This is a genomic window from Novosphingobium gossypii (assembly GCF_050433305.1).
In the GTDB taxonomy this organism is placed as follows: Bacteria; Pseudomonadota; Alphaproteobacteria; order Sphingomonadales; family Sphingomonadaceae; genus Novosphingobium; species Novosphingobium gossypii.
Map to the genome: position 1 here is coordinate 15,856 of NZ_JBNPXM010000012.1, position 16,110 is coordinate 31,965.

General features: G+C 65.3%; 24 protein-coding genes. 4 read left to right on the forward strand and 20 right to left on the reverse strand.

The annotated features are described in order from the left end of the window. Window positions 1–12 precede the first annotated feature (12 nt). Window positions 13–876 carry an oxygen-dependent coproporphyrinogen oxidase gene (gene hemF, locus GGR40_RS18105; protein ID WP_429277652.1) on the reverse strand — a complete coding sequence of 288 codons (864 nt, stop codon included), beginning with the start codon at window positions 874–876 and terminating at the stop codon, window positions 13–15. An 88-nt stretch (window positions 877–964) separates the two neighbouring features. Between hemF and pdeM the strand changes: the two genes are divergently transcribed. Both pdeM and infC read left to right on the forward strand, forming a co-directional pair. Beyond that, window positions 965–1,657: a ligase-associated DNA damage response endonuclease PdeM gene (gene pdeM / locus GGR40_RS18110; RefSeq protein WP_429277653.1), complete on the forward strand. Its 693-nt coding sequence runs from the start codon at window positions 965–967 to the stop codon at window positions 1,655–1,657. Window positions 1,658–1,820: 163 nt separating this feature from the next. Then, on the forward strand, window positions 1,821–2,342 hold the full coding sequence (gene infC / locus GGR40_RS18115) for a translation initiation factor IF-3 (RefSeq protein ID WP_429277654.1): 522 nt from the start codon (window positions 1,821–1,823) through the stop codon (window positions 2,340–2,342). A 295-nt stretch (window positions 2,343–2,637) separates the two neighbouring features. Here infC and GGR40_RS18120 read toward each other — a convergent pair whose 3' ends face one another. From GGR40_RS18120 to hisB, 16 genes are all read right to left on the reverse strand, one after another. Continuing rightward, window positions 2,638–3,171 carry a J domain-containing protein gene (locus tag GGR40_RS18120; RefSeq protein ID WP_429277655.1) on the reverse strand — a complete coding sequence of 178 codons (534 nt, stop codon included), beginning with the start codon at window positions 3,169–3,171 and terminating at the stop codon, window positions 2,638–2,640. 114 nt (window positions 3,172–3,285) lie between these two features. Then, window positions 3,286–3,831, reverse strand: a complete 546-nt coding sequence (gene pal, locus GGR40_RS18125) for a peptidoglycan-associated lipoprotein Pal (RefSeq protein WP_429277656.1) — start codon at window positions 3,829–3,831, stop codon at window positions 3,286–3,288. A 158-nt stretch (window positions 3,832–3,989) separates the two neighbouring features. Further along, complete coding sequence (gene tolB, locus GGR40_RS18130) at window positions 3,990–5,378, reverse strand: Tol-Pal system beta propeller repeat protein TolB (protein ID WP_429277657.1); 1,389 nt, start codon at window positions 5,376–5,378, stop codon at window positions 3,990–3,992. Continuing rightward, window positions 5,375–6,427, reverse strand: coding sequence for a hypothetical protein (locus GGR40_RS18135; protein WP_429277658.1), 1,053 nt, complete (start codon window positions 6,425–6,427; stop codon window positions 5,375–5,377). Before GGR40_RS18135 ends, tolB begins: the two co-directional genes overlap by 4 nt. A gap of 24 nt (window positions 6,428–6,451) precedes the next feature. Continuing rightward, complete coding sequence (locus GGR40_RS18140) at window positions 6,452–6,898, reverse strand: ExbD/TolR family protein (protein ID WP_429277659.1); 447 nt, start codon at window positions 6,896–6,898, stop codon at window positions 6,452–6,454. Next, window positions 6,898–7,605 (reverse strand): protein TolQ, encoded by a 708-nt coding sequence (gene tolQ / locus GGR40_RS18145; RefSeq protein ID WP_429277660.1) that lies wholly within the window; start codon window positions 7,603–7,605, stop codon window positions 6,898–6,900. The genes GGR40_RS18140 and tolQ overlap by 1 nt, the downstream gene beginning before the upstream one ends. After that, a complete protein-coding gene (locus tag GGR40_RS18150) occupies window positions 7,602–8,099 on the reverse strand; it encodes a YbgC/FadM family acyl-CoA thioesterase (RefSeq protein ID WP_429277661.1) in 498 nt (165 codons plus the stop codon). The genes tolQ and GGR40_RS18150 overlap by 4 nt, the downstream gene beginning before the upstream one ends. A 127-nt stretch (window positions 8,100–8,226) precedes the next feature. Continuing rightward, window positions 8,227–8,604 (reverse strand): histidine triad nucleotide-binding protein, encoded by a 378-nt coding sequence (locus GGR40_RS18155; protein ID WP_429277662.1) that lies wholly within the window; start codon window positions 8,602–8,604, stop codon window positions 8,227–8,229. A 24-nt stretch (window positions 8,605–8,628) separates the two neighbouring features. Continuing rightward, entirely contained in the window at window positions 8,629–8,955 is a 327-nt protein-coding gene (locus GGR40_RS18160) for a phosphoribosyl-ATP diphosphatase (RefSeq protein WP_429277663.1), read from the reverse strand. A 57-nt stretch (window positions 8,956–9,012) separates the two neighbouring features. Further along, window positions 9,013–9,138, reverse strand: a complete 126-nt coding sequence (locus tag GGR40_RS18165) for a PEP-CTERM sorting domain-containing protein (protein ID WP_429277664.1) — start codon at window positions 9,136–9,138, stop codon at window positions 9,013–9,015. A 196-nt stretch (window positions 9,139–9,334) separates the two neighbouring features. Continuing rightward, the gene (gene hisF / locus GGR40_RS18170; protein WP_232493013.1) at window positions 9,335–10,096 is read right to left on the reverse strand and encodes an imidazole glycerol phosphate synthase subunit HisF; all 762 of its coding nucleotides are present in this window, start codon (window positions 10,094–10,096) and stop codon (window positions 9,335–9,337) included. Between the two features lie 5 nt (window positions 10,097–10,101). Further along, window positions 10,102–10,344 (reverse strand): hypothetical protein, encoded by a 243-nt coding sequence (locus tag GGR40_RS18175; protein WP_429277665.1) that lies wholly within the window; start codon window positions 10,342–10,344, stop codon window positions 10,102–10,104. Beyond that, a complete protein-coding gene (gene hisA / locus GGR40_RS18180) occupies window positions 10,341–11,072 on the reverse strand; it encodes a 1-(5-phosphoribosyl)-5-[(5-phosphoribosylamino)methylideneamino]imidazole-4-carboxamide isomerase (RefSeq protein ID WP_429277666.1) in 732 nt (243 codons plus the stop codon). Before hisA ends, GGR40_RS18175 begins: the two co-directional genes overlap by 4 nt. A gap of 4 nt (window positions 11,073–11,076) precedes the next feature. Further along, window positions 11,077–11,700: an imidazole glycerol phosphate synthase subunit HisH gene (gene hisH / locus GGR40_RS18185; RefSeq protein ID WP_429277667.1), complete on the reverse strand. Its 624-nt coding sequence runs from the start codon at window positions 11,698–11,700 to the stop codon at window positions 11,077–11,079. After that, the gene (locus GGR40_RS18190) at window positions 11,697–11,990 is read right to left on the reverse strand and encodes a YciI family protein (protein WP_429277668.1); all 294 of its coding nucleotides are present in this window, start codon (window positions 11,988–11,990) and stop codon (window positions 11,697–11,699) included. The genes hisH and GGR40_RS18190 overlap by 4 nt, the downstream gene beginning before the upstream one ends. Continuing rightward, entirely contained in the window at window positions 11,990–12,592 is a 603-nt protein-coding gene (gene hisB / locus GGR40_RS18195; protein ID WP_429277669.1) for an imidazoleglycerol-phosphate dehydratase HisB, read from the reverse strand. Before hisB ends, GGR40_RS18190 begins: the two co-directional genes overlap by 1 nt. A gap of 195 nt (window positions 12,593–12,787) precedes the next feature. Here hisB and GGR40_RS18200 point away from each other — a divergent pair, with 195 nt between their 5' ends. Together GGR40_RS18200 and GGR40_RS18205 are read left to right on the forward strand one after the other, a co-directional pair. Further along, window positions 12,788–13,282: an SspB family protein gene (locus tag GGR40_RS18200; RefSeq protein WP_429277670.1), complete on the forward strand. Its 495-nt coding sequence runs from the start codon at window positions 12,788–12,790 to the stop codon at window positions 13,280–13,282. Between the two features lie 27 nt (window positions 13,283–13,309). After that, complete coding sequence (locus GGR40_RS18205; RefSeq protein ID WP_429277671.1) at window positions 13,310–13,759, forward strand: hypothetical protein; 450 nt, start codon at window positions 13,310–13,312, stop codon at window positions 13,757–13,759. Window positions 13,760–13,780: 21 nt separating this feature from the next. Here the strand turns inward: GGR40_RS18205 and GGR40_RS18210 are convergent, their stop codons facing one another. The 3 genes from GGR40_RS18210 to GGR40_RS18220 form a co-directional block, all read right to left on the reverse strand. Next, window positions 13,781–14,344, reverse strand: a complete 564-nt coding sequence (locus tag GGR40_RS18210; protein ID WP_429277672.1) for a hypothetical protein — start codon at window positions 14,342–14,344, stop codon at window positions 13,781–13,783. Between the two features lie 60 nt (window positions 14,345–14,404). After that, window positions 14,405–15,304 carry an acetylglutamate kinase gene (gene argB, locus GGR40_RS18215; protein WP_429277673.1) on the reverse strand — a complete coding sequence of 300 codons (900 nt, stop codon included), beginning with the start codon at window positions 15,302–15,304 and terminating at the stop codon, window positions 14,405–14,407. An 80-nt stretch (window positions 15,305–15,384) separates the two neighbouring features. Then, on the reverse strand, window positions 15,385–16,056 hold the full coding sequence (locus tag GGR40_RS18220) for a queuosine precursor transporter (protein WP_429277674.1): 672 nt from the start codon (window positions 16,054–16,056) through the stop codon (window positions 15,385–15,387). Window positions 16,057–16,110 lie beyond the last annotated feature (54 nt).

Genomic DNA, 16,110 nt, shown 5'->3' on the forward strand with positions numbered 1-16,110 from the left:
GGGTTGTCTATTTCAGCTCCAGGTCGCCTCTGGCGGCAGGCTCATCAGGATCGCGTCGATGTTGCCGCCGGTCTTGAGGCCGAACAGCGTCCCCCGGTCGTACACCAGATTGAACTCGGCATAGCGACCGCGCCATTCCAGCTGCTGCGCCTTGTCCGCAGGCGTGAAGTCCATGCCCATGCGGCGGCGCACCAGCTTCGGGAACACCGCCAGAAACGCTTCCCCGACGGCCCGCGTGAAGGCGAAGTTGGCTTCCCATGCCGCCTCCTCGTCGCATTCCAGATGGTCGTAGAAGATCCCGCCGACGCCGCGGTGAACCTTGCGATGGGGAATGTAGAAATACTCGTCCGCCCAGGCCTTGAAGCGGTCGTAGTAATCGGCGCCGTGTGCATCGCAAGCCGACTTGAACGCGGCATGGAAGTCCGCCGTATCCTCTTCGTAAGGCAAAGGCGGGTTGAGGTCTGCGCCGCCGCCGAACCACGCTTTGGTCGTCGTCAGGAAGCGGGTGTTCATGTGGACCGCCGGGACGTGCGGATTGGCCATGTGCGCCACCAGGCTGATCCCGGTGGCGGTGAAGCCGTTGTTCTCCGCCGAAGCGCCGTTGATGCTCACGGCGAAATCCTTCGCCAGACCGCCGGACACGGTAGAGATGTTGACGCCGACTTTCTCGAACACCCGCCCCTTCATCAGGCCGCGCGTTCCGCCCCCGGTTTCGGCACCTTCGCCCTCCACCGCGTCTCGCTGCCAGGGGGTGTAACCGAACGCGGCGTCCGACCCGGCCTCGCGCTCGATCGCCTCGAACTCTGCGCAGATATTGTCGCGCAGGGTGCGGAACCAGTCGCTGGCGCGGGCGGTGTAGGGGGTCCAGTCCGTCATCGTGTCCTCATGGCAGGGCGCACCCTTGTGGCACCCTTCGCATCGCGCAGCGCTTGCCAAATCGAACAGGCTGCGGCAAGGAAAAGCCATGGTTCCCTTTTCGTTCCACGGTCAGGAAATGGTGCTGCTGGATGGCAGCATGAAAGGCGCGGCCGCGCTCTACTGGCCGGCCGAGCAGGCACTTCTCGTCGCCGACCTGCATCTTGAGAAAGCCAGCTTCTTCGCGCGCACCGGACAGATGCTGCCCCCTTACGACAGCCGCGAGACGCTGGAGCGGCTGGCGCTGGCCGTGCGGCAGACCGGTGCGCGGCGGGTCTTCGCGTTGGGGGACAATTTCCACGACAGCCGCGGCCCTGACCGGCTCGAACCGCATGCGGCAGGCATGCTGGGCGCCCTCACCCGTGCGCTGGACTGGGTCTGGATCACCGGTAACCACGACCCGCATCTTGCCGACGGCGCGGGCGGCACGCGGTTGGAGGAACTGGTGCTGGGCGGCCTGGCGCTGCGCCACCAGGCCGCGCCGGGCACGCGCGAGGCGGAAGTATCGGGCCATTTCCACCCCCGCCTGATGATCGAGGCGCGGGGCCGCAGGATCGCGCGCCCTTGTGCCGTGCGCGGCGGAAACCGGCTGATCCTGCCCGCGTTCGGGGCACTGACCGGGGGAATGAGCGCAGGCGATCCCGCCATCCTTTCCGCCCTTCAGCCTGCCGACGCGATAGAGGCGCTGGTCCCGGCGCGCGGGCAACTGGTTCGCTATCCGCTCTGGCGAAAGGCGGCCTGACACCCTATATGGCACTCAAGACCGGTTTCGGTCGGGGCGATCATCTGCATTGTGCCGTAAATCCTGCTTTCGCGGGACGGCGAATCGCATTAATGACCGCCGAATCCCGCCACGTCGACAGTAACGACTCAGGAGAACGCATATAGCACCCCCACCCCGGCGCATGATGACGCCACCGGTCAAGAGTGGACCGCGCTACAACAACATGATCCAGACCGACAAGGTTCGCGTCATCGACCAGGATGGCGAAAACCTCGGCGTCATGTACACGCGCCAGGCGATCGAGCAGGCCATGGACGTAGGCCTCGACCTCGTTGAGGTTTCGCCGAACGCCGATCCGCCGGTGTGCAAGTTCCTGGACGTGGGCAAGTACCGCTACGAAGCGCAGAAGAAGGCCAACGCCGCTCGAAAGACGCAGAAGACGCAGGAGATCAAGGAGATCAAGATGCGTCCGAACATCGACGACCATGACTACGACACGAAGATGCGCAACGTCGTGCGCTTCATCGAGGACGGAGACAAGGTCAAGGTGACGTTGCGTTTCCGTGGCCGCGAACTTTCCCACCAGCAGCTGGGCATGGACCTGCTGCGCCGCGTCCAGCAGGACGTGGAGGAAATCGCCAAGATCGAGGCCTATCCGCGCATGGAAGGCCGCCAGATGCTGATGGTGCTGTCGCCCAAGTAAGCGCATCCGTCAGGTCTGACCAACACGAGGGGCGTGGCTGATGGCCGCGCCCTTTGCTTTTGGGGCCAGCGGTGGCCGACCGCAGGCGGGCAAAGTCAGCCCTGCTCCTCAAATCCCGTCATCCTGAAATCGTTTCAGAGTGCATCACACCGCAAGCGCGGTGGCTGATCCTGTAAACCGAGAGCGCTGCTGGCGGAACCAAGCGCGTGGTAAAGCTGCCCGATGGACCCTGAAACAAGTTCAGGGTGACGGAAACAAGGCCGAGCCGGTGGCGGGAGGCCCCGCCCCCTCTACCTTACCCCTTCCACTCGCGGCGTTCTTCCGCCGCGCGCAAAACTTCGTAAGCCAGCTGGTAGGTCTGGAAGGCCTTTGCCGCTTCAGGATCGTTGGGCTTCACGTCCGGGTGGACTTCCTTGGCGCGGGTACGCCATGCCTTGCGGACGGCATCGAAATCGGCATCGGGATCAAGGCCGAGAGCCTCCAGCGCGCGCAGTTCGTCGCGGCTGCGGGTGCCATCGCCGGAGCCGCCCCAGCCGTAATGCGCGGATTCCTTGTAGCCGGAGGTTTCCGCCTGCTCGCTCGCTTCGCGGGCGGCGGCTTCCTCGGCGTCGAGGCCGGCGAAATAGTCCCAGCCCGCGTTGTATTCCGCCGCGTGCTTCTGGCAGAACATCCAGCGATCGGGACTGTTGGGGCTTTTGGGAGCCGGGCACTCGCCGCGTTCGTTGCAGCCATGGCGATCGCACAAACGCACTTCCACGGCTTCGCGGGCGCTGCCGTAGCCGCGCCAGCGCGGAAAACCCCAGTCTGCGGATCGGCGTGCGCGGCTCATCTGATCGGCGATACGCCGCGACTCGACGGCGATGCAACCCTTTCGACAGGCAAAAACAGCAAACCGGCACGCAGGAAACACCTGCGCGCCGGCCATGCCCCGATAATGGGGAGATCAGTCGATGGTGACGGTCACCGCACGGCGGTTCTGCGCCCACGATGCATCGTCCGAACCCAGCGCGATCGGGCGTTCCTTGCCGTAGCTGACGGTCGTCAGGCGCGAGGGATCGATGCCCAGGCTGGCAAGGTAGTTCTTGGCCGCATTGGCGCGACGTTCACCCAGCGCGATGTTGTATTCGCGGGTGCCGCGTTCGTCGCAGTGCCCTTCGATGGTGGCCCGCTTGTTGGGGTACTGCTGCAGCCACTGGGCCTGCTTTGCCAGCAGCTGCTGGTCCTGCGGATCGACATCCGACTTGTCGAGCTGGAAGTGGATGGTGTCGGCACCCATCATCTTGGCGACGAAATCCGCCTGGCTGCCCGGCTGCGCGGCGCCATAGCCGGGTCCGGTGGAACCGTTGTCAGCCGAGCTGACCGGGCCGGGATCGGGCGGCAACTGGGCCGGAGCCTTCTTGCTGCAGCCCGAGATGGCAAGCGCGCCCGCAGCGATCAGCGCTACGGCGCCGACGCGGGTGATGCGCGCGTTGGAAAGGGAAGAAGGCATCGGCAATCTCCTAAGTCGCTCGACCCCGTAGAATGGGCGGCGTTGCAGTATGGTTCCGTGCATTTTTCTACACAGTCAAGATGAACGTGGGACAACCTGTCCGGAAGGGTTATCGGACATCGATACGCCCCCCGCCCTCCCGGAACGGTCGTCGTCGGTTACTGCCGGATCGGCCCCCAGGCCGGATCGGATGCACCGACGGGGGTGGGCAGCTTGCGCTCGTTGCGGCCGGTAAGGTCCACCTGCCAGATCGACGCAACGCCTGTGCTCCTGGCGGTGCGGAAGAACTGCACGATACGGCCGTTCGGCGACCACGTCGGCGCTTCATCCTGCCACGAATCCGTCAGGTGGCGCAGACCGCCGCCGTTCGGGTTCATCACCGCGACGCGCAGGTTGCCCGCGATGTGCGTGAAGGCGATCTGGTCCCCGCGCGGGCTCCATTCCGGCGTCGCCGCGCGGCCGCCGAAGAAGCTGACGCGATGCTGGTTCGACCCGTCCGCATTCATCACGTAGATCTGCTGCGAGCCGGACCGGTCGCTCTCGAACACGATCTGCGAACCATCGGGCGAATAGCTGCCGCCGATGTTGATCCCCGGCCCGTTCGTCAGCCGCTGCGGCGTGCCGCCACCTGCGGAAGAGATGCGGTAGATGTCGGTCGTGCCTCCGCGCGCCATCGAATAGAGCACCCACTTGCCGTCCGGTGACCAGCGCGGCGCCAGCGTCGGCGCGCCGGTACGGGCGATCAGGGTCTGTCGATCAGTGGCAAGGTCATACGAATAGATGCTCGGCTGCCCGTTGAGATAGGACAGGTACATGATCTTGCGGTAATCCGGCGAGTAGCGCGGCGTCAGCGCCATCGACTGCCCGCTGGTGAGGAAGCGGTGGTTGGCGCCGTCGGAATCCATGATCGCCAATCGCTTCATGCGGCGGTCCTTGGGACCGGTCTCGGCGATATAGGCGATCTTGGAATCGAAGAACGGGCTTTCACCCGAAAGGCGCGAATAGACCATGTCGGCGCACTTGTGCGCCGCGCGGCGCCAATCGGACGGTGGAACCTGCCAGCCGCCCTTCACCAGCTGCTGCTTGAGCTGCACGTCGTAAAGATAGCAGCCGATCGTCAGGTTGCCGTCGCTGCCGGCGCGCACGAAGCCCTGCACCAGCATGTCGGCGCTGCGGGCGGACCAGATGCCGTAGTCCGGAGCCTGGATCTGCGCATAGACGGGCTGCGGCAGGCCATCCGGGCCGGAAGGCTTGAACAGACCGTTGTTCTTGAGATCGCCCGCGACGACCTGCGCCAGCGCGCGGCCCAGCTGCCCGGTGCTGCCGGCGTTGGTCTGGGTGGGCACGTCCTGATCGGTGGCGAAAGTCGTGATGGCGATGCCCAGGTCGTTCCATGCGCTGTCATCGGAAACGGTGACTTCCAAGCCGCCGTCCTGCGGAGCGGGTGGCGTAATGACGGGGGGCACGCTCTGAGCGAAGGCCGTACCCGCCACCGCCACACTCGACGTCAGCATCAATCCCAGTGCTAGAATGCGGGTTATCTTCATTGCGATAGCCTTCTGTCAAACGTGGTCGTGACGACCTTCCAGCCTTCATAGAGATCGTCGGGCAAGTTGAAAGGCGCGGCAAGCCTTACCGCGCGCACGGCCTGTTCCTGATGGCGGGTGACCTGCGCCCGGTTGGATGCGTTGACACCGCCGGTGCCGATCACCTCGGGCGCGCCGGCAAGGCTGCCGTCGCGGTTCAGGCGAAAACGGACCTTGGTGACGAGAAGTTCCACATCCGCACCCTGCGGCGCCGACCAATGCGGCTTCAACTGTCGGTTGATCGCCGCACCCAGCGCCGAGCGGGCCGAAGGGCCGATCTCGGACGCGGGGGTTCCAGTATTCTGCTTGGCCGCAGAACTGGCGCCCGGCGTCCCGCTCTTGAAGGCGTCATCGAACGCGCTGGAGCCGGCCTTCTTCGGCGGCGTCGTCGCCTTGCTGGAGCCTGCTGCGCTACCTGCAGTCGCGGGCTTGGAAGCGGGTCTGGCCGGGGGCTTCCTGACGATGGCATCGATCGCGCTCGACTGACGCGGTGGGGCTTTCTGCGGCGGCTTGGCCGCAGGCTTTGGAGCAGGCTTCGCCGGAGCCGGTTTGGGCGGCGCGGGCTTGGGCTTCGGCTTGGGCGCAGGCTTTTCCACCGGCTTGGGCGGCGTCGGCTTCGGCACGGGTTTAGGTGCAGGCTTCGGCTTCGGCGCGGGGGCCGGCTTGGGCTTTTCCACGGGACGCGGTGCGGGCGCCGGTTCGGGTTCCGGCTCCGGAGCGGGCGCGGGTTCCGGCGGCGCCGCAGGCGCGGGTTCCGGCGGCGCCGCAGGCGCGGCCTCAGGCGCAGGCTCACCCAGTTCCGGGCTCTTGTCAGGTGTCGCCTCACCGGGATCGGGCGCGGTGGAGGTCATGCCGACTTCGTCGCTGATCGTCACTTCGATCCGCTCCGGCGGCTTGACCACGTTGTTAGAGCGCGGGCTGAACAGGATCGCCCCCAGCACCGCCATGTGCAGCAGCACAGCGACGACGAGGCCGATCCGTTCTTCCTTGCGCAGACCCATTACTGCCATCAGGCGAAACCTAGCCCTTCCGCCTTAGCCGCCGCTGACATCGGTAACCAGCGAGATCGAGGTGAAGCCGGCGCGGTTGAGTTCGCCCATGACTTCCATGACGCGGCCATAATCCAGCGCCTTGTCCGCACGCAACGTCACCAGCGGCGGCTTGCCGTCGGCACCCGTGGGTGTTGCGGCCAGCCGCTCGGTCAGTTCGCCGGAGGCAAGCTCGTCCTGCTCGTAGAACACAGCGCCGTCGCGGCGCAGGGTGATGGTGATCTGGCCCTGCTCCTCGCTCATCGCCTTGGCCCGGCTTTCGGGCAGTTCGATCGGCACGGCGGCCTTCAGCAGCGGCGCGGTGACCATGAAGATGATGAGCAGCACAAGCATCACGTCGACCAGCGGGGTGACGTTGATCTCTGCCATCGGGCCGCGCGAACCACGGCCACGCCTGCGGCCCCGGCCGCCTCCGGCAAGCCCCATCGCCATCAGCGCTGCTCCAGCTGGCGGGTCAGCGCTGCGTGAAGGTGATCGGCGAAGCGCTGCAGTCGCGCCTCGAAGCCGTTCACCTTGTGCGAGAAGCGGTTGTAGGCGATGACCGCCGGGATCGCCGCGAACAAGCCGATCGCGGTGGCGAAAAGTGCTTCAGAGATGCCCGGCGCAACGACCGCAAGCGAGCTGTTCTGCTGCTGGCCGATATCGAAGAAGCTCTTCATGATACCCCAGACCGTGCCGAACAGACCCACGAACGGTGCCACCGAACCGACCGTCGCCAGGAAGTTCAGGCGGTCGGACAGCTTGTCCGCTTCCTCACCCACCGCCGAGTTGAGGATCGCGGCGATGCGCTGGCGGGCGCCTTCGGCTTCGATGCCCGCACCGACGTTGCGCTTGAATTCGCCCAGGCCCGCGCCTGCGACCTTGCCCATCGGCACGTCACCGCGCTTGCGCTCCTTCTGGTAGGTGTCGAAGTTCTGCGCTTCCCAGAACCCTTCCTCATACTCGTCGCAGCGGCGGTTCACGGCACCCATGCGCAGCATGAAGGTGACGATGATCATCCACACCCAGACGCTGGCGAGGATAAGCCCTGCCATGATCGCCTGCACCACGATGTCGGCATCGAGGAACAGTTTCACCGGGTTGAGATGGTTGTTGTCGCCGGCGAAGCTGATGGTCGAGGCAAGCAGGTCGAGCGTCATTCTGGTCCTTCCGGGGCCGGATTGGCGATGGGTTCAAGAGTGGCGAAGGCCTGTTGCCAGGCTTCGGGCTGTCGGCGTGGTCGTCCTTCAGGACTGATGAACGCGACCTTTACGGCGGCTTCGCAAAGCCGAACACCGTCGCGAAGGGCAACCTGTTTCAACACGCTGGCGACCCGGCCTGTACTCTCGGCCCAGGTCTCTATTATCACGGTGTCGCCCAGGCGGGCCGGGGAAAGATAGCGCAGGTTCGCTTCTGCCACGGTGTAAAGGCCGGTACCGGCCTCCATCGCGCCGCGCTGGTCGATGCCCAGCACATCGAGCAGGTCGGACCGTGCACGCTCGAACCAGCGCAGGTAATTGGCGTGATACACTACCCCGCCCGCGTCGGTGTCCTCGTAGAACACGCGCAGGGGGTAGCGGTGGACCTTGCCGTCGATCACGCCAGCCTGCGGAACAGGCGGTGGCGCAAGGGGGGAGGATGGTGCGTCCGTCATGCCGGGCGGTTGTGTAACGGGCAGCGGGTCGACTGCAAGCCCGAGGCGGCAGGAACTGGCCTTTGTGGCCGCATTGTGAGGTAAATTTTCGGTGGACAGCTGTATGCTTGCGGTGAAGTCCCGCCGCTCAGTCCCCGATCATCTGGAAGAACTGCCGCCCGCCGAAGATGTGGACGTGCAGATGCGGCACTTCCTGATGACCGTTTCCACCCATGTTCACCATCAGGCGATAGCCCGGCCCGTCCAGTTCCAGCTGCCGGGTCACGTTGCCGACGGCGCGCATGAAGCCCGCTATTTCGGCATCATCGGCCTTCGCAGTGAAATCGTCCCACGACACGTATTCGCCCTTGGGGATGACCAGCACGTGGACCGGCGCCTGCGGCCGTATGTCGTTGAAGGCCAGCGCGTGCTCGTCCTCGTACACTTTGGAGCACGGCAATTCTCCGCGCAGGATCCGGGCGAAGATGTTGTCGGCGTCGTAAGGCAGCTTCGGGTCGATCGGCATCACAGGCTCCGCTTTGAAACGTCGTCAGGAAGGATTGCGCGCGGCTTTTTCGGCAATGCCGGAGACACCTTCGCGGCGATCCAGTTCGGCCAGCACGTCCGCCAATGGCACGTTCTTGGCACCCAGCAGGACCATCAGGTGGAAGATCAGGTCTGCCGCTTCACCGACAAGCGCCTTGTCGTCTTCGGTCAGGGCGGCGATCACCGTTTCGGTGGCCTCTTCGCCCAGCTTCTGCGCGATCTTGCGCAAGCCCTTGGCGTTCAGCTTCGCGACGTAGCTGGATTCCGGATCGGCCGCCCGACGCTCTGCAATCGTGGCTTCAAGGCGCGCGAGGGTGTCGGGGCTGGTCATGAAGAGGCCATGCGGGCTTGTGCCCCCAGGGTCAAGAGCAGGCGAGCAGGAAGCCGGTCAGTCGTCGCCCCGTTTGGACGACAGCTTGCGACCCACGGCGACGCCGACCACGCCAAGGCCAAGCAGCAGCATGCTGCTGGGTTCGGGAAGCGGAATGCCCCCACCGGCGGCATGAGCCGGCACTGCGGCGGTTAACGCGCCAGCTAACATAGGTACATACTTCAAAACGGGCACGGCGAATCCTCCTGTTGATCCGATGGGCCGCATCCGCCATCGACGAGAGGGTGCGCTGCAGCAACCCCATAACGAGCGTTGTCCCGCGATGGTTCACTCGGTTAGCCGCATATGACTAATCCGAAGTGACTGCAATTACGTAGGTTTACCCGCGTGCAGGAAGTCCGGCAGCGCGCAGGGCCGCGTGCGCTTCGGCGACGGTGTGCTTGCCGAAGTGGAAGATCGACGCCGCCAGCACGGCGCTGGCCTTGCCCTGTGTGACGCCCGCCACCAGATGGTCGAGGTTGCCGACGCCGCCGCTAGCGACCACCGGCACGGAAACCGCTTCGGCTATAGCCCGCGTCAGCGCCAGATCGTAGCCGTTCTGGGTGCCGTCGCCGTCCATCGACGTTACCAGCAGCTCGCCCGCGCCGTAATCGGCGAGCTTCACAGCATGTTCCAGCGCGTCGATGCCGGTGGCCTTGCGCCCGCCATGGGTGAAGATCTCCCACTTGCCGGGCGCCGTGCGGCGCGCATCGACGGAGGCGACGATGCACTGCGAGCCGAACTTCTCGGCAATGTCGGCCACAACTTCAGGGCGCGATACAGCGGCGGAGTTGACCGCCACTTTGTCCGCCCCTGCCAGCAGCAGCGCGCGTGCGTCCTCCGCAGTGCGGACGCCGCCGCCGACGGTCAGCGGCATGAAGCATACTTCCGCCGTCCGTTGCACCACGTCCAGCAGGGTGCCACGCCCTTCGTGGCTGGCGGATATATCCAGGAAGCACAGTTCGTCCGCCCCGGCGGCATCGTAGGCACGTGCCTGCTCCACGGGATCGCCGGCGTCCTTGAGGTCGACGAAGTTGACACCCTTCACCACGCGCCCGTCACGGACGTCGAGGCAGGGGATGACGCGGATGCGGACGGTCACTCAGGTCACTCCGGCTTGAAGAACAGCAGCACCGCGAACACCGCCACCACCGCGCACAGGGCCACGTTGAAGGCGGTGTAGATCGCGAACTTGCGCGGGTTTTCGGCGCGCGTGGTGCGCACCGGCGTGCGCGCGCGGCTGAACAGCATCAGGCGGGCCTTGCCCTCGCGCCAGTCGTTGAACACGAAGATCGCGCCCGGCACGAAGATGGCCAGCGCCAGCACCGCCATGAGGCGATTTTCGTTCACCCCTCGCGCTCCGCGAACTGGATCGCGGCGGCCAGGTCCAGGCGTCCGTCGTAAAGCGCGCGCCCGGTGATGACCCCTTCGATACCGTCCTTGGCGTGGAGCGCCAGCAGGCGAATGTCGTCGAGGCCCTTGACCCCGCCCGACGCAATCACCGGCAGGTCGGTGCGGCGGGCAAGGTCCACCGTGGCGTCGATGTTCACGCCCTTGAGCAGGCCATCGCGCCCGATATCGGTGAACAGCAGCGAGGCAACGCCCGCATCCTCGAACCGGCGGGCCATGTCGACGATCGAAACGTCGGAGACTTCGGCCCAGCCTTCGGTCGCGACCATGCCGTCGCGCGCGTCCACCGCGACGACGATGCCGCCGGGAAATTCCTTTGCCATGTCCTTGACGAACTGCGGGTCCTTAAGCGCGGCGGTGCCCATGACCACGCGGCTGACGCCCAGGTCGAACCAGCCCGCAACCGCCTCGGGCGTGCGGATGCCGCCGCCCAGCTGGACATGGCCCGGGAACACCTCAAGGATGGATTCCACCGCCTCGCGGTTTTCGGCACGTCCGGCGAACGAGCCGTCAAGGTCGACGACGTGCAGGAACTGCGAACCCGCTTCGGCAAACAGCATCGCCTGCGCGGCGGGGTTGTCGCCATAGACGGTGGCGCGGTCCATGTCGCCTTCGGCAAGGCGCACGACCTGCCCTTGCTTGAGGTCGATGGCAGGGAAGACGATCATGATCTCAGGGCTTCCATTCGAGGAAACGGGACAGCAGCGAAAGCCCGTAGGCCTGGCTCTTTTCGGGGTGGAACTGCACGCCCACGACATTGTCCTTCGCCACTGCGGCGACAAGGCCGCCGCCATGGTCGGTCATCGCGGCCACGTTGGCGCCGTCGTTGGGCTGGAAGTGGTAGGAGTGCAGGAAATAGGCCTCGCCCGGATCGATCAGGCCCTGCGCCGGATCCTTGCGGCCCAGCGAGACGTCGTTCCAGCCCATGTGCGGGATCTTGATCTCGGGATCAGTCCGCTCGATGCGCTGCACCTGCCCCTCGATCCAGTCCAGACCGCGCGTCACGCCGTGCTCAAGCCCGCGCGTGGCGAGAAGCTGCATGCCGACGCAGATACCCAGGAACGGCGCACCGCCCACGTGGACACGCTCGTTCATCGCCTCGACCATGCCGTGGATGCCCCACAGGCCCTCGGCGCAGGCCTTGAAGGAGCCGACGCCGGGCAGGACGATCCGATCCGCCGCGCGCACTACGTCCGGGTTAGCGGTGATCGCGACGTCTTCCGCCCCCGCCGCGCGCAGGGCATTGGCGACCGAGTGCAGGTTGCCCGCGCCGTAGTCGATCAGCGCCAGCGTCATCCCGCCAGCCCTGCTACACTGTCGTCGAGGAAGCCGTGCGCCCATTCGATGACTTCGATGGTGGCGACGCCGCCCTTCACGAAGGGATCCTGCGACGCCAGCGCCTCAACCGCCGCCCTGCTCTCCCCCCGGGCCAGCAGGACGCCGCCTTCGCGCGGAACCTTGCGGCCCCACCCCAGCAGATGCCCGGCAGCGTGCTGCTCGCGCAGCCAGGCGACATGCGCGTCAAGCAGCGCATCCACCTTTTCGATGGGGGCCGTATAGGTAAGCGAGACGATGAAGCTAGCCATTACAGCGATTCCTGTCCGAGAATGCCCTTGGTCGACGGGATCGCCCCGCCCTTGCGCGGATCCAGTTCCACCGCCGTGCGCATGGCGCGGGCGAAGCCCTTGAAGATGCCTTCGCAGATATGGTGGTTGTTGGTGCCGTACAGCAGTTCGATGTGCAGGGTGATACCCACGGCCTGCGCGATCGAATGGAACCAGTGCTCGACCATCTCGGTGTCGAACTCGCCCAGCTTGTCCTGCGTGAAGGCGGCCTTCCACACCAGATAGGGACGTCCCGAAATGTCGAGCGAGACGCGCGAAAGCGCCTCGTCCATGGGAGAGTTCACGTCGCCGTAGCGACCGATCCCCGCCTTGTCGCCCAGCGCTTTGGTAATCGCCTGGCCGATGGCGATGGCGCTGTCTTCGGTCGTATGATGCTGGTCCACATGAAGGTCGCCCTTGATGTGGCACCTGATGTCGATCAGCGAGTGGCGGCTGAACTGCTCGATCATGTGATCCAGAAAGCCGATGCCGGTCTTCACGTCGTAAGCGCCGGTACCGTCGAGGTTCACCTCCACGGCAATGTCGGTTTCATGGGTCTTGCGGATGATCGAGGCGGTGCGCATGGCCGTGCCTATATACCCGTGCGCGCCGGAATCAATTCCGGTGTCACATCGAGCGCGGCACAAGAATGCGCATGGTGCGTTTTACAAGCAATCTTCGGTCGCGCGCCGTGTGAGTTAGGGAAAACCTGGCCTGCCATGCTATTTTCCGGCCAAACACGCTTGACCGACCAACGAACCATGAGCACGTAGGGCGCGATGAACGATACCACAGACAGCCTCATCCCATACGACGAGATCGTGCAGGAGGCCCTGCGCGCCGTCGTTGGCCGTGTACTCGGCCAGGTGGAAAGCGCGGGCGGGGTGCTCCCCGGCGGCCACCACTTCTACATCACCTTCAAAACCGGGGCGCCCGGGGTCAGCATTCCCGCCGACCTGCGCGCGCGCTTCCCTGACGAGATGACGATCGTGCTCCAGAACAAGTTCTGGGATCTGGGCGTCTCGGACCACGGGTTCACGGTCAGCCTTTCGTTCAACGCGATGCCGGCCAAGCTGGACATCCCGTTCTCCGCGATCACCGCCTTTGTCGATCCGGCGGTGGACTTCGGCCTGCAGTTCCAGGCCATGGCCGACGACGAGGCGGAAGAGGTTTCCCCGGCGGAGAACGACGCGGAACGCGATGTCGCCTCGCGCATTACCCCCAGTGAAGACGGCTCCAACGTCGTCTCGGTGGATTTCGGCAAGAAGAAGTAACCGGGCGCGCCCGGAGAAGAGGGCGACATGGCGACCGTGATCAAGGCCAACCTCAAGGACGGCGCGAAGAAGGCGGCCAGTGTCGTCGCCGCGCCGGCCAAAAGCCTGAAGACATTGGCCAACAACGGCGGCGAGCTTCACGGCCCAAGCCCCAACCCGGCAACGAACCTTGTCATCGCGGATATCGCCTTGCGCACGGCGACGACGATTGCACGCCGCGCCGTGGAACGCGGGGTTCTTGGCGCAAGCTATTCGCCCAAGAAAGCCAAGTCGATCCTGCGCGGCCGCACGATGGGCGAAACGCTGCTGCATGGTGCGTTGGCAAGAGTGGCGCTGGGTTCAGTGCCGGGCGCTTTCGTCGTCGGCGGAGCGCTGGTGGCCAAGACCCTGTATGACCGCAGCCGCGCCCGTCAGGCCCGCGCCGAAGGAGCCGCCGCGCTTCACGAAATGGCCGAGGACGGCGCGGCGGAAACCTGACCGCCGTCAGCCAGCCTGCCCTTACTGTGTGAGCGTAGATGTCCGTTCGATGCGCCAGTTCAGCTGTTCGTCGCTAGCGCCGGGAACGTCATTGACCCGGCGCAGGACGATGGTGCCGCGCTTGGACGGGCGGCCGTCGCCGAAATCGACGACGATGGGCGCTTCGTAATACAGCGATCCTGCCGCGCCTTCCATGTCGCCCTTGCCCACGGCGATGCGTGGCCTGGCGCCGCCGAACTCACCCTGCAACTTGTCGGTGGTCATCTGCGCGTCGAGGCCCCAGGCCTTTGCGGCGCTGGCCCAGTCGCCCGCGCGCACGGCGGCCACGTAGTAGCGCAGAAGGCGCTCCGGATCGCGCCGCTCGGTCAGCGCGCCCGTGTCGAGAGCGACGGTGGATGAAGGCGTCGAAGTGGCATCCGAAACCGGCCCCGCATCGACCAGCGCGTCAGTGCCGGACAGGCTGGGATCGGCCTGCGCACTGGCGCTGTCGAGCACTTTCGGATCCTCTCCCGCCTTGCCGCAAGCGGCCAGCGCCAGCAGCGATGCCGAGAGAAAAACGGTGGTGAGGACAGCTTTGGTGCGCATCTGCTCGGCAGTACCTTTCTTTTCGTGGATCCCCCCACGCCAAATTGTCCCAGGTTTCGTTCAGCCGGCCCGGATCAGCGTGCCCGCCCCTTCCTGGGTGAATATTTCCAGCAACATGGCATGCGAAACCCGTCCGTCAAGGACGACCGCCGCCTCACAGCCGGCTTCGACCGCATGGATGCAGGTTTCCAGCTTGGGGATCATCCCGCCGGAAATCGTGCCGTCGCGCTTCAGGCCTTCGATGGCAGAGGGCGTCAGGTCGGTCAGCAGTTCGCCCTGCTTGTCGAGCACGCCGGGCACGTCGGTCAGCAGGAACAGGCGCGAGGCACCCAGCGCCGCCGCGATGGCACCCGCCATGGTGTCGGCATTGACGTTGTAGGTGCCGCCGTCCGGCCCTGCGGCGATCGGCGCGATCACCGGGATCATGCCGGCGCCCGAAATCGTCTCTATCACGCGGGTGTCGATCGTTTCGGGTTCACCCACGAAGCCGAGATCGACTACCTGTTCGATCAGGCTGTCCGGGTCCTTGCGGGTGCGCTGGACCTTGCGGGCGGTGACCATGCCGCCATCCTTGCCGGACACGCCCATCGCCTTGCCGCCGGCCTTGGCGATCCAGCCGACGATTTCCTTGTTGATAGCGCCCGACAGGACCATTTCGGCCACTTCCGCCGTCGCCTTGTCCGTCACGCGCAGGCCATCGACGAACTGGCTTTCGACGCCGACCTTCTTGAGCATGGCGCCAATCTGCGGCCCGCCGCCGTGGACCACCACGACATTGATGCCCACCGCCTTCAGCAGCACCACGTCTTCTGCGAAGTCGACGGCCTTTTCAGGATCGCCCATGGCATGGCCGCCATACTTCACCACGAAAGTGCGCCCCGCATATCGCTGCATATAGGGCAGCGCGTCGACGAGGGTTTCGGCCTTGGCCAGCAATGCGGGATGATGCGGATTCGACATGAGCGCGCTCATACGCCGGTCCGCGCAATTTTGAACCCGTTTTTAGATGAATTTTCGGCGCAATCGTGCCGATAATCGCATCACGCGTCCAGCTTGCGGCCCAGCTTCACGAAGAACCAGATGAACGGAGGGACCATGATGGTCGAAAGCACCAGCTTGGAAATGATCTGCCCTTCCATCAGCGGGCCGATCGGCATCGACGCGCCGGTGACCGGATCGATCGCACCATAGAACGAAATCGTGATGAAGATCAGGGTATCGACCACCTGCGACAGCAGGCTGGCGATCCAGGCGCGCAGCACGAAACGGCGGCCCTGCCCGCTTGCCATCCGGGAAAAGACGTAGACGTTCAGGGTCTGCGACACGCCGTAGGAGATGAGCCCGGCGAACTGCATGCGGGCCGCCTGTCCCAAAAGGTGCGCGTAAGCGTCCTGATCCTTCCAGAACGGCGCGGGCGGCACCACATGGATCACGAAAGTCAGCAGCACCATCGAGACGATCAGCGGTATGAACCCGAAGCGCACCAGCCGGTTCGCGGTTGCCGTGCCATGCAGTTCCGCCACTGCGCTGGACAGCACGACCAGCAGCAGGAACGCGAAGATCCCCGATTCCACCGCCAGATCGCCCAGCACCGGCCAGTGACCCAGCGATGCCAGCTTGGTTCCCAGCACGCCAGCCAGCACGACAAGGCCGCCATAGAGCAGCGAAAACACGAAAAGAGAGCGGGTGATGACGGGCGCGGGTCGGTCCATCGCCCCCCTGTAACGCGCAAAGGGCGGTTGCACTAGGGTTGGGGTGGAGAAAAT

Bases quoted from the DNA above. Each gene is read 5' to 3' on its own strand.
- GGR40_RS18200 (WP_429277670.1), top strand. From the start codon at position 12,788: ATGAACGATACCACAGACAGCCTCATCCCATACGACGAGATCGTGCAG.
- pdeM (WP_429277653.1), top strand. From the start codon at position 965: ATGGTTCCCTTTTCGTTCCACGGTCAGGAAATGGTGCTGCTGGATGGC.
- GGR40_RS18210 (WP_429277672.1), bottom strand. From the start codon at position 14,344: ATGCGCACCAAAGCTGTCCTCACCACCGTTTTTCTCTCGGCATCGCTG.
- GGR40_RS18150 (WP_429277661.1), bottom strand. From the start codon at position 8,099: ATGACGGACGCACCATCCTCCCCCCTTGCGCCACCGCCTGTTCCGCAG.
- infC (WP_429277654.1), top strand. From the start codon at position 1,821: ATGATGACGCCACCGGTCAAGAGTGGACCGCGCTACAACAACATGATC.
- hisH (WP_429277667.1), bottom strand. From the start codon at position 11,700: ATGACGCTGGCGCTGATCGACTACGGCGCGGGCAACCTGCACTCGGTC.
- argB (WP_429277673.1), bottom strand. From the start codon at position 15,304: ATGTCGAATCCGCATCATCCCGCATTGCTGGCCAAGGCCGAAACCCTC.
- pal (WP_429277656.1), bottom strand. From the start codon at position 3,831: ATGCCTTCTTCCCTTTCCAACGCGCGCATCACCCGCGTCGGCGCCGTA.
- GGR40_RS18190 (WP_429277668.1), bottom strand. From the start codon at position 11,990: ATGGCTAGCTTCATCGTCTCGCTTACCTATACGGCCCCCATCGAAAAG.
- GGR40_RS18120 (WP_429277655.1), bottom strand. From the start codon at position 3,171: ATGAGCCGCGCACGCCGATCCGCAGACTGGGGTTTTCCGCGCTGGCGC.
- hisA (WP_429277666.1), bottom strand. From the start codon at position 11,072: ATGATCGTCTTCCCTGCCATCGACCTCAAGCAAGGGCAGGTCGTGCGC.
- hemF (WP_429277652.1), bottom strand. From the start codon at position 876: ATGACGGACTGGACCCCCTACACCGCCCGCGCCAGCGACTGGTTCCGC.
- GGR40_RS18155 (WP_429277662.1), bottom strand. From the start codon at position 8,604: ATGCCGATCGACCCGAAGCTGCCTTACGACGCCGACAACATCTTCGCC.
- GGR40_RS18140 (WP_429277659.1), bottom strand. From the start codon at position 6,898: ATGGCGATGGGGCTTGCCGGAGGCGGCCGGGGCCGCAGGCGTGGCCGT.
- tolQ (WP_429277660.1), bottom strand. From the start codon at position 7,605: ATGACGCTCGACCTGCTTGCCTCGACCATCAGCTTCGCCGGCGACAAC.
- tolB (WP_429277657.1), bottom strand. From the start codon at position 5,378: ATGAAGATAACCCGCATTCTAGCACTGGGATTGATGCTGACGTCGAGT.
- GGR40_RS18205 (WP_429277671.1), top strand. From the start codon at position 13,310: ATGGCGACCGTGATCAAGGCCAACCTCAAGGACGGCGCGAAGAAGGCG.
- GGR40_RS18160 (WP_429277663.1), bottom strand. From the start codon at position 8,955: ATGACCAGCCCCGACACCCTCGCGCGCCTTGAAGCCACGATTGCAGAG.
- GGR40_RS18220 (WP_429277674.1), bottom strand. From the start codon at position 16,056: ATGGACCGACCCGCGCCCGTCATCACCCGCTCTCTTTTCGTGTTTTCG.
- hisB (WP_429277669.1), bottom strand. From the start codon at position 12,592: ATGCGCACCGCCTCGATCATCCGCAAGACCCATGAAACCGACATTGCC.
- GGR40_RS18135 (WP_429277658.1), bottom strand. From the start codon at position 6,427: ATGGCAGTAATGGGTCTGCGCAAGGAAGAACGGATCGGCCTCGTCGTC.